The organism is Aeromonas sp. 11P (assembly GCF_051920165.1).
Taxonomy (GTDB): Bacteria; Pseudomonadota; Gammaproteobacteria; order Enterobacterales; family Aeromonadaceae; genus Aeromonas; species Aeromonas veronii.
In genome coordinates this window covers 92,109-108,695 of sequence record NZ_JBQBDJ010000004.1, presented here as the reverse complement: position 1 = coordinate 108,695, position 16,587 = coordinate 92,109, and the positions used below count along the sequence as shown (strand labels likewise).

Here is a 16,587-nt window from a genome sequence, read left to right as displayed (position 1 = left end):
ACTATTTCCTCGTCCGATAGGTGTCAACAATGCTATCCATCTCCACCGGGCAGCTACGGGCCCAACGAATCATTGGGGTATTGTCAGGCAGCATCAATACACAGAAATCATCCTGCCCCTTCTCCCGCTTGGGCATGGGCAGGGTGAGCGAGTGTTTTTCAAATTGGTAGCCTGCTTTTTCTTGCTCCTCGGTCATATCGAGTTCCCAGTCGATCTTCACCGTATCGCCGTCGATCTTATAGGGGCCCGCACTGCCGCCCCCGCCCGCACCAAACCCATCAAACGCAAATGTGTTGCTGCCCATCTTGCCATTCACATAGACGTAACTGATGGGGCGATCCATCACCGACATGACCACGATAGCGGCCCCGCCATGTCGCTCCTGCAACAGAAACGTCCATCCCAGCCAAAGCACCAGCACAATGGCACTCAGCCAGCGTCCCCAACGGGGCATCAAGTTCCACGCAGCCGTGGCCATCGTGGAGATAAATCGTGTCAGGCTTCTTTCTACTGTCATGTTTGTCTCTTTCGTTTTTCCTGGGCCAAACGCTCAACCGGCGAACTGGTGCCGATGTCCACTTGATGGAGGCTTTCTTCACGTTCAATACGACACGTCTGGTCATCCCTATCCACCATCACTATTTACTCGTCCGATAGGTATCAACAATGCTATCCATCTCCACCGGGCAGCTACGGGCCCAACGAATCATTGGGGTATTGTCAGGCAGCATCAATACACAGAAATCATCCTGCCCCTTCTCCCGCTTGGGCATGGGTAAGGTTATCGAGTGCTTTTCAGGCCGCAATCCTTCTTTTTCCAGCTGGTCAAGCGTGGTACTTAGCAACCAGTCGATCTTCACCGTATCGCCGTCGATCTTATAGGGGCCCGCACTGCCGCCCCCGCCCGCACCAAACCCATCAAACGCAAATGTGTTGCTGCCCATCTTGCCATTGACATAGACGTAACTGATTGGGCGGTCGATCACCGACATGAGCACAACTGAAGCTCCGCCATGTCTCTCCTGCACCAGAAACGTCCATCCCAGCCAGAGCACCAGTACAATGGCACTCAACCCGCGCCCCCAACGAGGCATCAAGTTCCACGCAGCCGTAGCCATCGTGGAAATAAATCGTGTCAGGTTTCTTTCTACTGTCATGCTGATTGCTTGAGTTGCTCCAAGGATGAGCGCCCACCTTCCAGATAGGCCAATCCCCAGAGCATTAACTGAGCGTCGGTTGCCCCTGCCTGCTTGGCCTTGTCGAGTGCCTTGCGAACCATGGCCATCCGCTCACAAGGCGGAAACTGAGCAATATTATCCCCTGATTGCCAGAGAGCCAGCAGTCGATGGGCTTGCGGTGATCCTTCCAATGCTTGATAAAGTGCCGGGGTCAGTTGTACCAGAACTGGTTCTGCCGGGGGGACAGACAAGTCCAGCTCACGCCAGTTGCCATTGCACTCCCGCAGCCACCAACGACTGATGCCACCAAAGATACCGCCAAGCCAGAGGGCATCCTGCTGCTCAAGCAGCAAGGGCAAGGCGTCAGGGGTATAGAACCGCAGCAGCATACTGTACTTGCCGTTTGGTTCTATCACTCTTGCTCCCAGAGCCAACTGCTCTTGCAGTGTTTCCACCGTTCGGTCGCAGTCAATCAGCCCCACGACATGCCCCTGCTCGGCGAGTTCGGCCAGCAAGCCTTCATCCTGTTGTGAGCACTGCCAGAGCCAGGGGCCAAGATTGACCAGCTCAAACAGATCGTCATGCAGATAGAGCGGCAAAAACTGCCCCTCACTCAGCTTCTCTCGCTGCTCGGCACTAAGATGGGCCGCTTCGAGAAGGGCTACAGTCTTTCCTTCACGCCAGATTAGTTCAGGTAGCATCTTACTCTCCCTTCACCACGGCATCGCCCTGAGCCATGGCTCTCAGCATGCAAGGAATGCAGACTGGTTTTTCCAAGGGTGGCATGGCCTTAAACAGCGGTGGCTTGGGTGGAGGGACGACCTCCACCGCACCGGGTAAGCTTGGCAGTTGACCCGCCCAACCAGAGCCAGACCCCGGACTGCCGCCGGAGTTCATCTTGATGCTGGGGCCAACCAGCGTCACCCCACTAGGGTCAACCTTCACAAAGCTGCTGCCAACCTTGAGTGTCAGCTCAGCACCGGCTTCCAGTACTATCTTGTTACCGGATTTCAGGTGTACCTCTTGCCCAGCTTCAACCAGCAGGGATTGACCCAGCTTCTGATGCAGGGAGGCATCTACGGTCAGCGAATAATCAGCCTTGATGTGGTCGCGCTTCTCGCCCTCCACCGTCAGATGGTCGTTGGCCTTGATGCGGGTGACCCGCACGTTGTCGATGTCACGATGCTCGTCATGCTTGATATGCCAGGCAGCATCGTTCTGGATAAGTACGTTCAGGTCTTTCTGACCGTGAATATAAATCTCTTCCTGCCCCGCCTGGTCTTCAAAACGAAGTTCGTTAAAACCCTCACCCTTGTGGGTTTCGGTGCGTAGCACGGTGCGAGTCTTATTAGCGGGCAACTCATACGGTGGCCGGTTAGTGGCGTGGTAGGTGCGACCGGTCACGATAGGCTGGTCGGGGTCTCCTTCCAGAAACGAAACAATGACCTCATGACCAACACGGGGGATGGCCATCATGCCGTACTGGCCACCGGCCCAGCCTTGCGATACCCGCACCCAGCAGGAGCTCTGGTCGTTGCTTGAGCCGTAGCGGTCCCACGGGAATTGCAGTTTTACCCGGCCGTGTTCGTCGCAGTAAATCTCTTCACCATCGGGGCCCACCACCATGGCAATTTGCGGGCCGTCCACCATGGGCTTGTGGGGAGCCTCGGGGCTGCCGATGCGGGCGCGCCAGGTGGTACTCGCTTTCACTACGCCAAATTCGTTGTAGTAGACAGTCGGGCCGCTGCCGCCTTCCTCTTCCAGGGCTTGGGGTTGTTCACCGGTGTGGCGGATATGGACGATTTGCCAGTCGCTGTTGAGGCTGCCGTTGGGGTGTTCGGTCAATGAAAAGTGCTGACCCGGCAGCAGCGCCGCGCTGTTGGACTTGCCACTGCCTGCCACCGCGTCATTGCGCAGGGCATCGAGCCGGTGCTGGGCAAAGGCCTTGCCGCTGCCGTCCTGCTTGTAGCGACCCGGGTAGTCAAAGTGCTGGTAGGTGTCGCGCTGGTGCTCAAGCTCTGCCCCCTGCTTTTTGTGGGAGAGGCCATAGGCCGGAGTCTTGAAGCTGTAGTCCTTGAGCTCCACATCAGAGGGGCGCACCGCCTCGCGGTAGTGGAACTGGCGCACGTAAGGACCTTGTTCCAGCGAGCGGTTGCCGAGGTTGAAAAAGAGCTCGGGGCCAGCGGTTAGGGCTGCCGCATCGTCAGCAAACACGATGCGATGTTTGCCTGCTCCAAACTCGTGGAAGTAGAAGAGCCCCTCTTCGGCGGCCAAACGGTTGACGAAATCGAGGTCGGTTTCGCGGTACTGCACGCAGTATTCCCGCTGGGCGTGCTCGTTTTTCAGGGCAAAGGCGTAATCGGTGATGCCGTGCTCTTGCAGCAGGATACTGAGGATTTCTTCGGGCTTCTGCGCCTGAAAAATGCGGGAGTTCTGGCGCAGCCCCAGCCGCCACAGGGCCGGTTTGACTTGCAACTGGTAGCGGGTACGACGAAAGCCGCTGTCCCCTTGGGCAAACTCGCTCACAACCCCGCATACCCGACGCTGCAGCTCGCCGTTGTACCACACCATCAGCTCGCATGGCTGGTCCAGCACGGCGCCAAAGTCGACATCAGGCTGGCTACTCGCCAACTCCAGCTGCAGGTTGAACGGCCGGTTCAGCCCCTCATCCAGCTGAAAACTGGCCACCACAAAGGTGCTCTCGGGCAACGCCCCCACCTTGACCGTAAATTGTAATCCTGTGCTTTGCGCCATGACTCTGTTCCTTATCCTGCCTGTCCGCTACCGGAACCAATCACCACGCCACCACAATCCACTGCCGTGCCTGTGACGGCGATGGGTTTGCCATTCACCAGCACAGAGCCAACACCACCGGCAATGGCACGTGGGTGCGGCGGGTTGTTGGGCTTGTCATGGGGCGCCAGTGGATCACCTTGACGAGCCACAGGCTTGCCATCGAGGAACACGTCGGGACTGGCAGCTATCACCGGGGTCGGTGGGAAGCCATCGTGGTCGGTGCCGATGTCACCGAGCAGTGCGATAGCGGGGCACATAGTCATTCTCCATATGAGTGGGGAGACGCACAGACATCATCCCTCTGCCCCTGTGCCCGGTGGAACGCACCAGGCACAGGCGATTTTGATAAACAGCGGATAAACAGAACAGGCCGCAGCACAGGCTATGCCATTCAGTGCTGGCGCAATTAGCCAAATAAAATCAAATGGTTAACCTCTTTCGATAGATGATAGGGTTATCCATTTGCAAGAGATTGCGCAAACTGGGCAATCCCCCTGCAAAATATTGCATCTGCAGTGCAACCATCTGGAGTATGCGCAACTGGTTGCGTATAACAGAGCAATCAGCTACCGGATAGTCCCTGTTGCAGTTGGTAAAGCCGGATGTTGAGTGCTTTCAAGTCACTCTCTATCCCTTTCAGCTCGGCGGCCGTAATAGGCTCCTGCGACGCTTTTCGCGCCTCCAGTTCGCTCAGACGTAAACTGAACGGGACCTCCAGCATCAGGTTCTTCTGTACCTCGTAGAGCTGAGACTTGAGGTAGGAAATCGTGACCGTCTTGCGCTGACGCTCCAGCTCCAGCAGCTGATCGATCAGGGCATCGACCCCGGCGCGCGCCTCCAGATAGGTCGGAACCCGGTTGAGATCCCCTTGCTGGCCGGCCAGCGCGGTCTGCCACTGCTTGTCCAGCGCCTTGACCGCCAGCGAGTCGGGATAGAGCATCTGCAGCGAATTGCGCAGCCCCTCGCCATAGCGGTACCAGTAGAGGGGCGAGGTCTGCTCAAGCCGATCCAGTTGGGCCTGATAACGCGACACCAGCTCGCTCTCCATCCCCTGCAGGGTCTGCTCCCCCAGCACGATGCGCGCCTGCCGAATGTCGTCATAACTCAGTGCCTGCGGTAACGCTGCAGCGGGTTGTTGCAACCGGTGCGCCGCGATGACCTTCTCCTGCTGCTGATGTTGCCAGCCAAGCCATCCCATCATGGGCAAGGCGCAGGTGAGCAGGCCACAGCCAAACCAGAACCAGGCCGGCCGCTGTTTGCGGTGCTGCTCAATCTTGAGCACGGTCGGCTTCATCTGCCCCTTCTCACGCCCCACCAGGATACTGCCCTGAGGCAGGTGCGGGGTTGCCCCGACAGAGGCGCCGTGGTCGCTCTCCATGTCGGATTTGAAGAAGACCATCGGCGGGATCTGCAGCTCATCCTTGAGGCCCGGCTCATCGGAGACGATGACAATCTCGGTCTCGTCAAACAGATGGGTGTACCCCTCGATGAAGTGCACCAGATTCTCGACCCGGGGGATGCGGCTCAAACCGGCGTTGTGCAGCTTCTCGCTGATAAGTTGCAGCGCCCGCTCGCAGCGGTAGATCAACCGCTTGTCCTCGTGGCTGATCTGGTACTGGCGGATCACGTCGCTGATGCGGGCGATAAACCAGTCGAGCATCTCGATACGGGCCCGCTCCTGATGCACTGGTGGCCAGAAACTATCCCACTGGGTGACGATCAGGTTGGCGAGAAACTCGCACCCTTCGGTAAAGCCGCTCAGCCCCTGAATGCGGGAGCGCGCAAGAGTGAAGTAGATGGCGGTTTGCAGATCCACCCCGTGCTTTTCAAAGATTTGACTGGCGAGCTGATGGATCCTGACCCAATCCACCTCGGGGCGGGAGGCGTGGCTGAGCTTGTTGATCTCGGCGCGCAACGCCTCGTACTCCGGCAACATTCTGGGGTCACGCCCCACTTTCAATGCCTGCTGGCCTTGTTGATTCTGTGACATATCGGATTCCAAAATGCGGGGGGCATGGCGCCCCCCAACATGATCAATAGAGGGATTCAGGCAAGCTGAACTGGCTGAACAGGCCCCCGGTGAAGGGGTTCTGGGCGCTGTCGGTATAGACCCGATAGGTCATGGCCCCCTGATCCACCGGGAAACGCACATCAAAGGTGGCCTCGTTGACCTGAGTCAGCTCCCCCTTGTCCATCAGGCGGAACATGGCCCAGGGACCGACAAAGCCCTCGCTGCGCGGTGAACGTTCGCGGGCAGCCGGTACCAGGGTGATCTTGCTTTCGGCCCCGTCGCGCATGGTGTTTGGCCACACCAGCGGGATCTTGTTGCGACGGCCGTGGGCATACTCCAGCAACTGGCCATCCAGGTTGAGCACACTGCGCCGCTTGTTGGCGGTGAGTTCGATGGGCTCGAGGGCAAATTGCACCTCCAGATTGCCCTGCTGGCTGAAGAAGATTTGGCGGATCCGCGCAGCGCGATCCAGCTGTTTGATCAGCTCCGCCTGAATGGGTGAGCTCAGTTCTCCCTCCATCAAGCCCCCCTCCACCATGGGTTTCAAGTTGACCTGATAGAAACTGTCCAGGGTGCCACCAGGGGCAAAGAAGCGCTCCATCTCGGAGAGTGGCACATCCTTGGCAGAACCCGGGTTGAATGGATAGCGATCCGCCAGTTGGCTGTTGAACGGTGCCAGCACCTTCGCCTGCCACTCCTGATTGAGGGATGACATCGCCAGATCAATCACCAGTTGCGAACTCTGATCCGCCAGTTGACCCACCCAGCGATTGAGCGGCTCGGGCAGACCACGAGCATATTGCTGCAATGCAAAGACCGGATCGGCGTACTTGTTGGTCAAACGCAGTTGCACCGCCTTGAGGGCTGACTGTCCCGGCTCGGTGGCATTGACGATCAGCTCCATATAGTGCTGAAGCTCAATCAGCTTCTGGTTCACTTCCGAAATGAGCGGCCCCTGTTCCCCACGGCCAGTCAAGACGCCATTGGTGGCCATAAAGGGGCGACCGATCCGGGCAGTGATCGCCTGCGCCGGATCTCCTTCCGCATCGGAGATCTTGCGAATACGGGTATTGTCATCCAGCGCAGCGAGCACCCGCTGGAATGGCTGGTCGTTGCCGGTGATGGCAGAGAGCACATCGAGCGCCTGCTCGGGGCTGGCAAGGGTCTGCACATCCAGATTGGTCAGCAATTTTTGCCACTGGTTGACGTAATCGGTGACATAGCGATCGTTGACCTGACGGGTGATCTCCTTGCGATCCGCCTCGCTCAACTGGCTCAGCTTGCGCTGGCCCAGCACCCAGGCATCCATAGCGGTGAGATCGATCAGCGCCTTGTCCTGCTTGAGGAAGAAGTCACTGAACCCGGGCCAGGTCAGCAAACGCGGCACCTGACCAGCGCTCTCGTTGCGCAGGGCAAACACGGTGTCGAAGGTGGGGCCCACCTCGTCACGGACATTGAGATCCGGCGGCAACACATCACCCGCCTTCACCACCAGATTCTGATAGACCCGCTGATACATGGGCAATTTGCCCAGTTCACGCTGGGCGCCATACACAGGCTCCTTGAATGGCACAAATGCCGTGATGGCGGCCTGATCACGGGCAGCGCGAGCACCATGCCAGTCGGTATGATCGAGGGCATAGTCAAGATGCCCCATCAACTGCTCCTGGACCGCCCCCTGTCCCGGGAACGCTTTCTGCCAGCGGCTGGCCATGTACTGCTCCACCAGCTCCTTGTTGCGACCGGAGGCATCATCGAGCATCCGCATCACCCGCAGGATGGAGAGCTTCTCTTCGCTGCCAGCCGGTGCCCGGTTGAGATCCTCCAGCAGTCCCTGCATCTGGGCAGGCAGGAAACGTAGCCCCAGCAGTTGCAGATAGGAGCCTTCCACATAGGGGCCAATCTCATCCCCCTGATAGAGACCAAGGTCTGCCACCAGCGGCATCCGCTCACGATAGTTGCCAAAAGAGAGGGTCGCCTCGCGAATAAGGTTGAGACGTGGCAACTGGCTGACACCGAAGGCATGTTCATCAGCGACCTCGTTGGTCTCGGTGAACGCTTGCGCCTTGGTCAGTACATTGCACCCCGCCTCCTCGTTGACCCGATAGAAGTAGTGCCAGCCACCGATCAGGGCCGCAGAGAAGAGCGACAGGCAACTCAGGCCAATGGCCATCCGGCGACGACGATAGAGGGTATGCAGTCGGTTTTCGCCGGCCAGATGGGCCTCGGGGAAGATGATCGAAGAGAACAACTTGCGCACAAAATAGGTGTTGGACTCCCCGCGCAGGGCGGAGTGAATCGGCTCGGGCAAGCTGTAACGCCGGGAAGCGGCCTGAGCAAAGGCATCGAACGGGACACCTTGCTGATAGACGGAGCTGATATAGACACCACGCACCAGCAGTGGTTTGCTCTCTTCAATGGTCAGGGTTTCATCGAGCAGGCTGGTCACATAATCCTTGAGACCCGCCAATTGACGGACAAACGAGAAGAGGGCGTTACGCTGGGCGGCATCGAGCCGGGCCAGCATCATCTCGGGCAAATTGCGGTTGAGATTGTCGACCCACTGATCCCAGAACAGGGCCAGATCCTGCTGCCAGGATTTGCCCTGACTGCTGCCGGGGTTGAAGGTCACCCCCAGTACGGCGTCACGGGCTTCTTTATCCAGCTGCTCATAGACCACATCAAAGCCGCGCAGCATGTCGAGTTTGGTGAATGTGACATAGAGTGGCAGCCGGGTATTCATGGTGGCCGACACCTCTTGCAACCGGGCCCGCATCAGCTGGGCATACGCCTTACGCTCGGCCACGCTGGCCGCGGACAGCCATGCCAAATCAACAGTCAGTACCAGACCATTGAGGGGCTGACGACGACGGTGCTCGTTGAGCCAGTTCAGCAGATGCAACCAGAGCCGCTCATGCTTGCGAGCTTGCGGATCCAGCTCTGGCTCGGCTTGTGACAACAGCGCGCCGGCCGGATCCAGCATCACGGCTTGCTCCCCCAGCCAGCAATCGACCAGCTGGCCTTGCGCCACGTCCCGCAGTTCGGTATCGAGTCTGGGATTGAGCTTGTTGGCCGGATTGGCACGGTGGATCAGGCTGCTCTTGCCGCTGCCGGGCAAACCCAGCACCAGATACCAGGGCATGGCGTAGAGCGCCCCCTTGCCAAGGTGTTCATTCAGGGCTTGCAACCAACGATTGAGGAACAGCGCCTGTTTGTCGATGAGCCCTTTGACCGGATCCTGTTCCAGCAGCACCTCATGCTGGCGCTCGGCCTTGAGCTGCCTCATCTTGCGCCATACCCGCCAGGAGAGTACCCCCAGCAGCAACCAGAGCCAGAGCAGGGTAAATACCACCCGCCCCCACAAGGGTTCGAATGGCTTGGCATCACGGATCTCGATGCGAGGCCCCAGCCACCACACCAGGATCAGGGCGACAACCCACAGCACCACACCGAGCAGGGGCCAGGAGGGTTTCAGTTTCGGCAGCTGTTGCCGCAGAAAGGTAAAGATGGTTTTGAACATAAAATGTGATCCAACTCCGACTCAATGACTCATTTCGGCACTTATTTCGGCAAATGGGTGGCATAGGGGGCCAGGCGGCTGACCAACCCGGGCTCCCACTGAGACAACCCGAGGCGCTCCGCCTCTTGCCACAAGTGTTGATATTGCTGGCGCGCAAGCGCCTCCATGCCTTCTTGCTCCAACAACTCCGCCTGCACCAGCAAGGCATGGAAGCGGGCTCTTGACTCTTTCATCTGTGCCATCCGCTCATCAAGCAGTGCGAGCGCGGCGGCAATCCCCTGCTCCCCATGACGCAAGGCGACCTCCTCGGCCAGTTCGGCCTGTCCGCTGCCGCCCCCACTGCTCTTGGCAGGCTGCAACCAGCGGCTGCACTCGGGGGAGAGAAACGGGGAACCATCGCTGAAGGTGAGATCCCGCAGCGCGGGCAGGCGCTGCAAAAACGCATCCAGCTCCGCCATGATCGCCTGTGCCACCGCGCCATATCCCAGCTTCTGGGCCACCTCGGCCGAGAGCCTGTGCCCCTCGAACCAGTAAGGGGCCAGCGTCAGGCTCTGCTCGATGCGCTGCCAGAGCGCCAGATCTGGCGTGCCCATGGCTGCGCGATACTCGTCCACCATGTCTGCCGACATGGAGGCCAGCTGGGTTTTGTTCCCCTGCGCCGTTATCGGCGGGGTGGTGATGCCGGCCCAGATGGCGTGACGACGCAGCCGATAGCCGATCGCCGCCTCCGGCTGGCGCTCAATCAGCAGCTCCGCCACCTTGAGCTGGGTCTGTCGCCATGCCCGATCGTTGGAGCTATCAATCTCGACCCCGGAGCCCTTGCTGCTGCCACTGAGCACCATGGTGCCTGCCATGCCGCTAGCACTGGCGGTGGCTGCCACAGCGCTGCTTGCAGGTTGACCTCCGGCATCAGCCTGGGCCTGGGCAACCTGCTGTCGCTGGGCCCGCTTCAACCCCATCACCAGAGGATCCAGAAGTTCCCCCTTGTCAGGGCACTGGGCCAGCCAGACGGCCTCCAGCTGTTCTGCCTGCGCAAGCAACTGCGCCAGTTCCGCCGCCGAGGCGCTCTCGCTCACCCTCGGCAGGGCACCCTCGAAGCGCTTGATGATCTGCACCATCAATCGCTGCTTCTGGGTCGCATTCCCGGGCCAGGCCAACAGCCAGTAAGCCTTGATCCAGACTTCCAGCAAGCTCAGCGCAGCCCCCATCGGGGTCGCCTTGGCGGGGTGCTGCAGGCAGCGCAACAGCTGTGCCAGCACCCGCATATCCTTGGTGCGGCTCTCCAGCAACCCCAGACAGGCTTCGGCGACCGCATTGAGATCGACCTGGCTGTGGGCAAGGGAGCCCAACTTGACCAGCTCGGTCTCCACATAGTCCCAGCGAGGCTCATCGGCCAGCACAGCACCTTTGATCTGTGCATCCGGCAAGCTGGTGAGCAGACGGCTACACCAGGGGTGTTGATAGCTCATCTTCCCCCCTACCAGCGACACTGTTGGCGCACCGGTATCAGCGCCTCTTTCAGGCCGCTGAGATCGACCCGCAGCAAGGCGCCGTTGGCCGCCTGAACCTGCAATTCACGATGACCGATCCAGCGTTTTAGCTCCTCGATGGCGGGCAGACCGCGGCCATATTCGAGCAACCATCCCTGATCCCGGATAAACCAGCTCTGACTGCTGCGAGTCGCTTGTCCATCCAGCGCGACCGCGACACTCTCCCCGCGCCACGGCGCATCCAGCCGCAAGCGAATATGGGTGATGCTGTTGACACAACCAATCGCCAGGGTGGCACCGCGCAGGGCCGGACGGGTCAATACCGCCGTGCCGCTCTCCTCATCCTGTCGCAACAGGAAGGGTGAGCTATCCGGCACTCGGGCCAACTCCAGCTCCGCTATCGCCAGCCAGGCCGGAGACTTGGTGCTCTCCTTGCTACCTGATGGTGTCGCCTCATTGCCAAGGGCGTCATAGCAGGCGAGCCGGATCAGAGGGGATGGCTCGCGACGACACGCTTGCCACGCCGCCATATCGAGGGGAGGCACCGCATTGCCGGTCGCCAGCAGCAGGGGCAACAAACCCATGATGCTCATCAGTTCACCTCCAGTTTCTGGCACTTGTGATCCAGGGTGCGCTTGGGAATATTGAGGCTCTCGGCTACCAGCATGCGATTGCCCTGAAAGTAGCGCAGGCGCGCTTCAATCACCGATGCCTCGTACTGCTGCATGGCCCGGCGCAGATCGCGGATATGGTTGTAATCATCCAGCGCATCGGGCAGCTCGGCACAGACCCGATCCCGCAGCTCCGGCGGCAAGGCGCCAAGCCCCACCTCTTCACCATGACGGGTGTGGGCACAGGCCACCTCCAGCAGATTGCGCAGCTCGCGCACGTTGCCGGGGAAGTCGTAACTTTGCAGTTGCTTAAGGAACTTGCGCTGCAAGCCAGCCAGTCCCTTGTCATCCTGCGCGGCAAACTGGGCCATGAAGTGCTGACAGAGCAGCGGCACATCCTCGATATGCTCGCGCAAGGGGGCGATCAACAGCAGACACTGGCAGAGGCGGTGGTAGAGGTCGGCACGGAACCGGCCCTCCTCCACATGGCGGGTCAGCGGCTGATGGGTGGCCGCGATGAGGCGAAAATCGGAGTGATACTCCTGCTCTGCCCCAAGCGGCCGGTAGCTGCGGGTTTCCAGCACCCGTAGCAGCTTGGCCTGCATGGCAGCGGGCATATCGCCCACTTCATCCAGAAACAGGGTGCCACCATTGGCCTGCGCCACCAGTCCGGTCTTGTTGGAGAGGGCGCCGGAGAAGGCCCCCTTCTGATAACCGAACAGCTCGCTCTCGATGAGATTCTCAGGGATGGCGGCACAGTTGATGGCGACGAACGGCTTGGCGGCGCGCTCGGAGCACTGATGCACCAAGCGGGCGACCACCTCCTTGCCACTGCCGGTCTCCCCCTGAATAAGCACGGTCAGCTTGTGCTGGCCCGCTTGGGCGATCTGCTCGCGCAAGCCGCGGATCACCGCCGACTGGCCAACCAGCTGATCCCCCAGCAACTTCTCGTGCTGGCGCTGGCGCTCCCCCTCCCCCTTGATCTGACGCAGGGAGTCGCGCAGCACGTTCTGATCCCGGCGGCTACGACCCAGATCGCGGATCAGGGTGAGCTGGTTGCAAAAGACCTGCGCCAGACTGGCCAGCTCGGGGCGAGCCGCCCATTCCTGCAACACATCGCCACTGTCCATCATCGCCAGCACGGCAAACGGCTTGCCGTTGCCATCATTGAGCGGAAAGGCATGCAGACCGCACTGCTGGCCAAGGTTGGCCAGCAGTGCGCGAAAACCGGCGTGCTCAATGCGGGCACCGCCATGGAGGGAATCCCAGGTGCGGGATTGCGCCTTGTGCAGCACATAGGCGAGTGGATGAGAGAAATCATCCACCGCCAGCGCCAGCGCAACCTCCTGTCCCTTGACCCACCCTTTGCACTCCAGCTGGCGGCCGCTCACGTCCAGCATGCCAAGCAGCAGTCCTTTGGGCTGGAAGCTGGCATGGAGGGTCGAGCTCCACCAGTGGCAGAGATGTTGTTCATCCCGTTGCGAGGTGAGCGCTAGGGCGAATGCGAGGGCTTGCTCCATGGTCAGCCCTCCACCTCGGCCACAAACTGGTGATCGGCCACCGAGAAGCGCACCCGGTTGATGGGCTCACCGGCCGAGAGGCGCTGCAACAGTTGCAGGGAAACCGGCGGCAGCAGGGCACCGTCGATGACGGACTCCAGCATCCGCGCGCCGTTCTCGCTGCGGTTGGCCCGCAACAGGATCTCCTCGGCCACCTCGCTCTCCAGCTCCACCTCGGCACCGAAACGCTCCTTGAGCAGCTTGACCAGTCGGTTGAGTTTGCCACCGACGATCTGTACCAGGGTGTCGTGACCGAGCGGCAGGTAGGGGATCACCTCCATTCGCGCCAGCAGGGCCGGTTTGAAGAAGGCAGCCAGCTCCGGATAGAGTGCATCCAGCAGGTCATCAGGCTGCTCGGCATGATCGACGATGGTCTGGAAACCAAGGTTGGAGGTGAGGAAAAAGACCACGTTCTTGCAGTCGATGATCCGCCCTTCCCCATCGGCCAACTCGCCCTTGTCGAACGCCTGATAGAAGAGGTTGAGCACGTCAGGATGGGCTTTTTCCACCTCATCCAGCAGCACTACCGAGTAGGGCTTCTGCCGAATGGCTTCGGTCAGCACGCCACCCTCGCCAAAGCCGACATAGCCGGGAGGCGAGCCGATCAGACGGGAAACTGTGTGCTTCTCCTGATACTCGGACATGTTGATGGTGGTCAGATACTGGCGACCGCCAAACATCAGCTCGGCAATCTGCAGCACGGTTTCGGTCTTGCCGACCCCGCTTGGCCCCACCAGCAGGAAAGCCCCCAGCGGACGGCCTGGACGACGCAGATCGGCGCGGGCGGTCAGCAGGTGTTTGTGCAGATGGGCCACCGCCACATCCTGCCCCTTGATGAGCTCGCCAAGGTACTCCGGCAGACGGGTCACTACATCGAGCTCCCCTTGGGAGATGCGATTAAGCGGCACCCCGGTCCACTCGGCGATCACCGCTGCGACCTGAGTCTTGTCGACATGGGCAGAGACCAGTACCTCACCCTGTTGCAGCTCGGCCAGCTCGCGCTCGAGCCCGGCCAGCTGCTCGGCAGCCGCTTGCGGATCGAGCGGCGCATCGGCGAGATCCAGCGCTTCTCTGGCCAGCATCTCATCCTGCTGATCGGCCAGCAGAGCGGCACGCAGTTCGACAATCCGATGCACCAATCCCTGCTGTTGCTGCCACTGTGCTTCCTGCTCACGCAGGGTGTCACGGCAGGCCTGCTGGGCCGCTTTCAGTTCTGTGAGTCGCTCATCGTTGTCACCCAGACCGATCAGGCTCTGGCGCTCCAGCTGACGGATCTCCAGCTCACGCTGGCGCAGTTCGTTTTGCAAATGGCTGACGGCACGCGGCGGCGTGGTGAGGTTGATGGCTACCCGGGCACAGGCGGTATCGAGTACGTCGATCGCCTTGTCCGGCAGTTGACGACCGGAGATGTAACGGGCGGAGAGCTGGGCAGCGGCTTGCAGCGCTTCCTCATCGATCAGCACCCCATGGGCCTTTTCGTAGATGCTGCGCAGACCGCGCAGGATCACGGTGGCCTCGTCGGCATTGGGCTCACCCACTTTCACCAGCTGGAAACGGCGCGACAGGGCGGCATCTTTTTCCACGTACTTCTTGTACTCGCCCCAGGTGGTGGCGGCGATGGTGCGCAGCTCGCCACGGGCCAGCGCAGGTTTGATGAGGTTGGAGACATCCAGCCCCCCCGCCTGATTGCCCGCCCCGATCAGGGTGTGGGCCTCATCGATAAAGAGGATGACAGGTCGCACGGCGTCCTTGACCTCCTGCATCACCCCCTTGAAACGCTTCTCGAACTCCCCCTTGACCGAGGCTCCGGCCTGCATGGCGCCAAGATCCAGGGTCATCAGCTCCACATCGCGCAATTTTTCCGGCACCTGGCCTGCGACGATGCGCAGCGCCAACCCTTCGATCAGGGCACTTTTACCGACACCCGCCTCCCCCACCACGATGGGGTTGTTTTTGCGGCGACGGGAGAGGATGTCGATCATCAGATCAATCTCGTGATCCCGGCAGAGTACCGGATCCAGGGTTCCCTGACGGGCCTGTTCGGTGACGTTGACGGTGAAGCGGGCCAGCAGGCTGGCATCGGCGGGCAGCGCGGCCTGAGTCGAAGTGCCGTTGGCAGAACGGTCACTTGGGTCTCGGCAGACTCTTTCACCCACTCGTCGAACTGCTGGCGCAGCAGCTCGCGATTGATGTTGGCAAGCAAACGGGTCACCGAGCCCGGCAAGTAACGCTGGGGAGTCATCAGCAGCACCAGCAGCATGACGCCGCTGCGCAGTTGACCATGTTGCAACTCGGCAGAGGCGAGCAGCCAGCTGTCTTGCAGCCATTCCACCAATAGCGGCGAGAAGGAGGGATAACCCTGACCATAACCGTTATCGGCCGCCGAAGGCTGCAGCAGGCTCTTTAACTCTTCAACCTCAACTTCGGCCCGTTTGAGGATCTGACGCACATCGCTGAGGGGGGTCTCTAGCATCTTCAGCAGCAGGTGCTCGATGCGGATCTCGGCGCCCTGATGATTAACACAGAGGGCCGCGGCCTCCTCCAGCATGTGACGGCAGATGGGGTTGAGTCTTTCCACCAGTACCGGTAGCTCTATACGAATCAAGGCGTGCTCTCCTTAAGTATTTATTTTAATAATTCGCCCAGTTGACGCAGTACGTCCTGGGTCTGGTTATTGAGTTGGTGGTGATAGAGGCCAAAGATGATGGCCAGGATCAACGCGCAGCCCATAAACAGGGTGCGCAGGGAGACTTGTTTGCGCAGCTGGTAGCGAGACGCCTGCTGACCGAGGTCGAGATGAAACACGCTGGGTGCCTCACCGCCACGTTCGAGGGACAACTGCTTGTGCAGTTGCTTGACGATCCGTTCAAACTCGTCACGGCCCTGGCTCATAACCTTGTAGCGCCCCTCAAAACCGAGGCAAAGGCAGAGATAGATGAACTCCAGGATGTCGCGATAGCGCACCGGATCTTCCTGCAGACGCGACAACAGCACGAATACCTTCTCGCCCCCCCAGGTCTCGTTGTGAAACCGGGCCAGCAGTGAGTGTTGGGACCATTCGCTCTGGCTGCCCCAGTCGCGCCCCATCACCGCCTCATCGATGAAAGTACAGAGGATGTAGCGAAACGAGAGGACGACGCCGTTCTCGTAACCCTGCGCCATCAACTCCTGTTCGATGGCCTGGATCTCGGTCACCACCCGCTGATAAAGCTCAGGCACCCGGTCGTAGCGCGACAACAGACGCACCCGCTGCACCAGCCCCAGCAGCGGGGTCACCGCATCGATCATCGGGTTGATGCTCTGGCCACGCAGGCGGAACCAGTAGTCCGAATCCATGTCCAGCTGCTCGGCGTGATCGAACAGCAGGTCGCTCAGTTGCTCGTTGTTGATAATGTCCGTGGTCATCTCTGCTTGTTTCCTTG

At 60.2% G+C, this 16,587-nt stretch carries 11 protein-coding genes and 1 pseudogene; all 12 read right to left on the bottom strand.

Annotation, left to right across the window (positions count from 1 at the left end):
• Position 1: 1 nt before the first annotated feature.
• The 12 genes and pseudogenes from ACTG1P_RS00820 to icmH all read right to left on the bottom strand — a co-directional run bounded on the left by ACTG1P_RS00820 (position 2) and on the right by icmH (position 16,570).
• Positions 2–517, bottom strand: a complete 516-nt coding sequence (locus ACTG1P_RS00820) for a hypothetical protein (RefSeq protein ID WP_120415806.1) — start codon at positions 515–517, stop codon at positions 2–4.
• Positions 518–638: 121 nt separating this feature from the next.
• Entirely contained in the window at positions 639–1,157 is a 519-nt protein-coding gene (locus ACTG1P_RS00815; RefSeq protein ID WP_120415805.1) for a hypothetical protein, read from the bottom strand.
• Positions 1,154–1,879: a DUF4123 domain-containing protein gene (locus tag ACTG1P_RS00810; RefSeq protein WP_440000191.1), complete on the bottom strand. Its 726-nt coding sequence runs from the start codon at positions 1,877–1,879 to the stop codon at positions 1,154–1,156. The genes ACTG1P_RS00815 and ACTG1P_RS00810 overlap by 4 nt, the downstream gene beginning before the upstream one ends.
• Position 1,880: 1 nt before the next feature.
• Entirely contained in the window at positions 1,881–3,932 is a 2,052-nt protein-coding gene (locus ACTG1P_RS00805; protein WP_440000190.1) for a type VI secretion system Vgr family protein, read from the bottom strand.
• 11 nt (positions 3,933–3,943) lie between these two features.
• Positions 3,944–4,231 (bottom strand): type VI secretion system PAAR protein, encoded by a 288-nt coding sequence (locus ACTG1P_RS00800; protein ID WP_019444936.1) that lies wholly within the window; start codon positions 4,229–4,231, stop codon positions 3,944–3,946.
• A gap of 305 nt (positions 4,232–4,536) precedes the next feature.
• Positions 4,537–5,964 carry a VasL domain-containing protein gene (locus ACTG1P_RS00795; RefSeq protein ID WP_440000189.1) on the bottom strand — a complete coding sequence of 476 codons (1,428 nt, stop codon included), beginning with the start codon at positions 5,962–5,964 and terminating at the stop codon, positions 4,537–4,539.
• A gap of 43 nt (positions 5,965–6,007) precedes the next feature.
• The gene (gene tssM / locus ACTG1P_RS00790) at positions 6,008–9,505 is read right to left on the bottom strand and encodes a type VI secretion system membrane subunit TssM (protein ID WP_440000188.1); all 3,498 of its coding nucleotides are present in this window, start codon (positions 9,503–9,505) and stop codon (positions 6,008–6,010) included.
• Between the two features lie 41 nt (positions 9,506–9,546).
• Entirely contained in the window at positions 9,547–10,974 is a 1,428-nt protein-coding gene (gene tssA / locus ACTG1P_RS00785; protein WP_440000187.1) for a type VI secretion system protein TssA, read from the bottom strand.
• 8 nt (positions 10,975–10,982) lie between these two features.
• Complete coding sequence (gene vasI / locus ACTG1P_RS00780) at positions 10,983–11,588, bottom strand: type VI secretion system-associated protein VasI (protein ID WP_440000186.1); 606 nt, start codon at positions 11,586–11,588, stop codon at positions 10,983–10,985.
• On the bottom strand, positions 11,588–13,126 hold the full coding sequence (locus ACTG1P_RS00775) for a sigma-54 interaction domain-containing protein (protein ID WP_019444941.1): 1,539 nt from the start codon (positions 13,124–13,126) through the stop codon (positions 11,588–11,590). Before ACTG1P_RS00775 ends, vasI begins: the two co-directional genes overlap by 1 nt.
• Positions 13,127–13,128: 2 nt before the next feature.
• Positions 13,129–15,770 (bottom strand): annotated as a pseudogene (gene tssH / locus ACTG1P_RS00770) (type VI secretion system ATPase TssH).
• 20 nt (positions 15,771–15,790) lie between these two features.
• Entirely contained in the window at positions 15,791–16,570 is a 780-nt protein-coding gene (gene icmH / locus ACTG1P_RS00765; RefSeq protein WP_219295338.1) for a type IVB secretion system protein IcmH/DotU, read from the bottom strand.
• Between the last annotated feature and the right edge of the window lie 17 nt (positions 16,571–16,587).

Excerpts from the sequence above, each read along its gene's own strand:
- ACTG1P_RS00820 (WP_120415806.1), bottom strand. The coding sequence starts at position 517 with ATGACAGTAGAAAGAAGCCTGACACGATTTATCTCCACGATGGCCACG.
- ACTG1P_RS00815 (WP_120415805.1), bottom strand. The coding sequence starts at position 1,157 with ATGACAGTAGAAAGAAACCTGACACGATTTATTTCCACGATGGCTACG.
- ACTG1P_RS00810 (WP_440000191.1), bottom strand. The coding sequence starts at position 1,879 with ATGCTACCTGAACTAATCTGGCGTGAAGGAAAGACTGTAGCCCTTCTC.
- ACTG1P_RS00805 (WP_440000190.1), bottom strand. The coding sequence starts at position 3,932 with ATGGCGCAAAGCACAGGATTACAATTTACGGTCAAGGTGGGGGCGTTG.
- ACTG1P_RS00800 (WP_019444936.1), bottom strand. The coding sequence starts at position 4,231 with ATGTGCCCCGCTATCGCACTGCTCGGTGACATCGGCACCGACCACGAT.
- ACTG1P_RS00795 (WP_440000189.1), bottom strand. The coding sequence starts at position 5,964 with ATGTCACAGAATCAACAAGGCCAGCAGGCATTGAAAGTGGGGCGTGAC.
- tssM (WP_440000188.1), bottom strand. The coding sequence starts at position 9,505 with ATGTTCAAAACCATCTTTACCTTTCTGCGGCAACAGCTGCCGAAACTG.
- tssA (WP_440000187.1), bottom strand. The coding sequence starts at position 10,974 with ATGAGCTATCAACACCCCTGGTGTAGCCGTCTGCTCACCAGCTTGCCG.
- vasI (WP_440000186.1), bottom strand. The coding sequence starts at position 11,588 with ATGAGCATCATGGGTTTGTTGCCCCTGCTGCTGGCGACCGGCAATGCG.
- ACTG1P_RS00775 (WP_019444941.1), bottom strand. The coding sequence starts at position 13,126 with ATGGAGCAAGCCCTCGCATTCGCCCTAGCGCTCACCTCGCAACGGGAT.
- icmH (WP_219295338.1), bottom strand. The coding sequence starts at position 16,570 with ATGACCACGGACATTATCAACAACGAGCAACTGAGCGACCTGCTGTTC.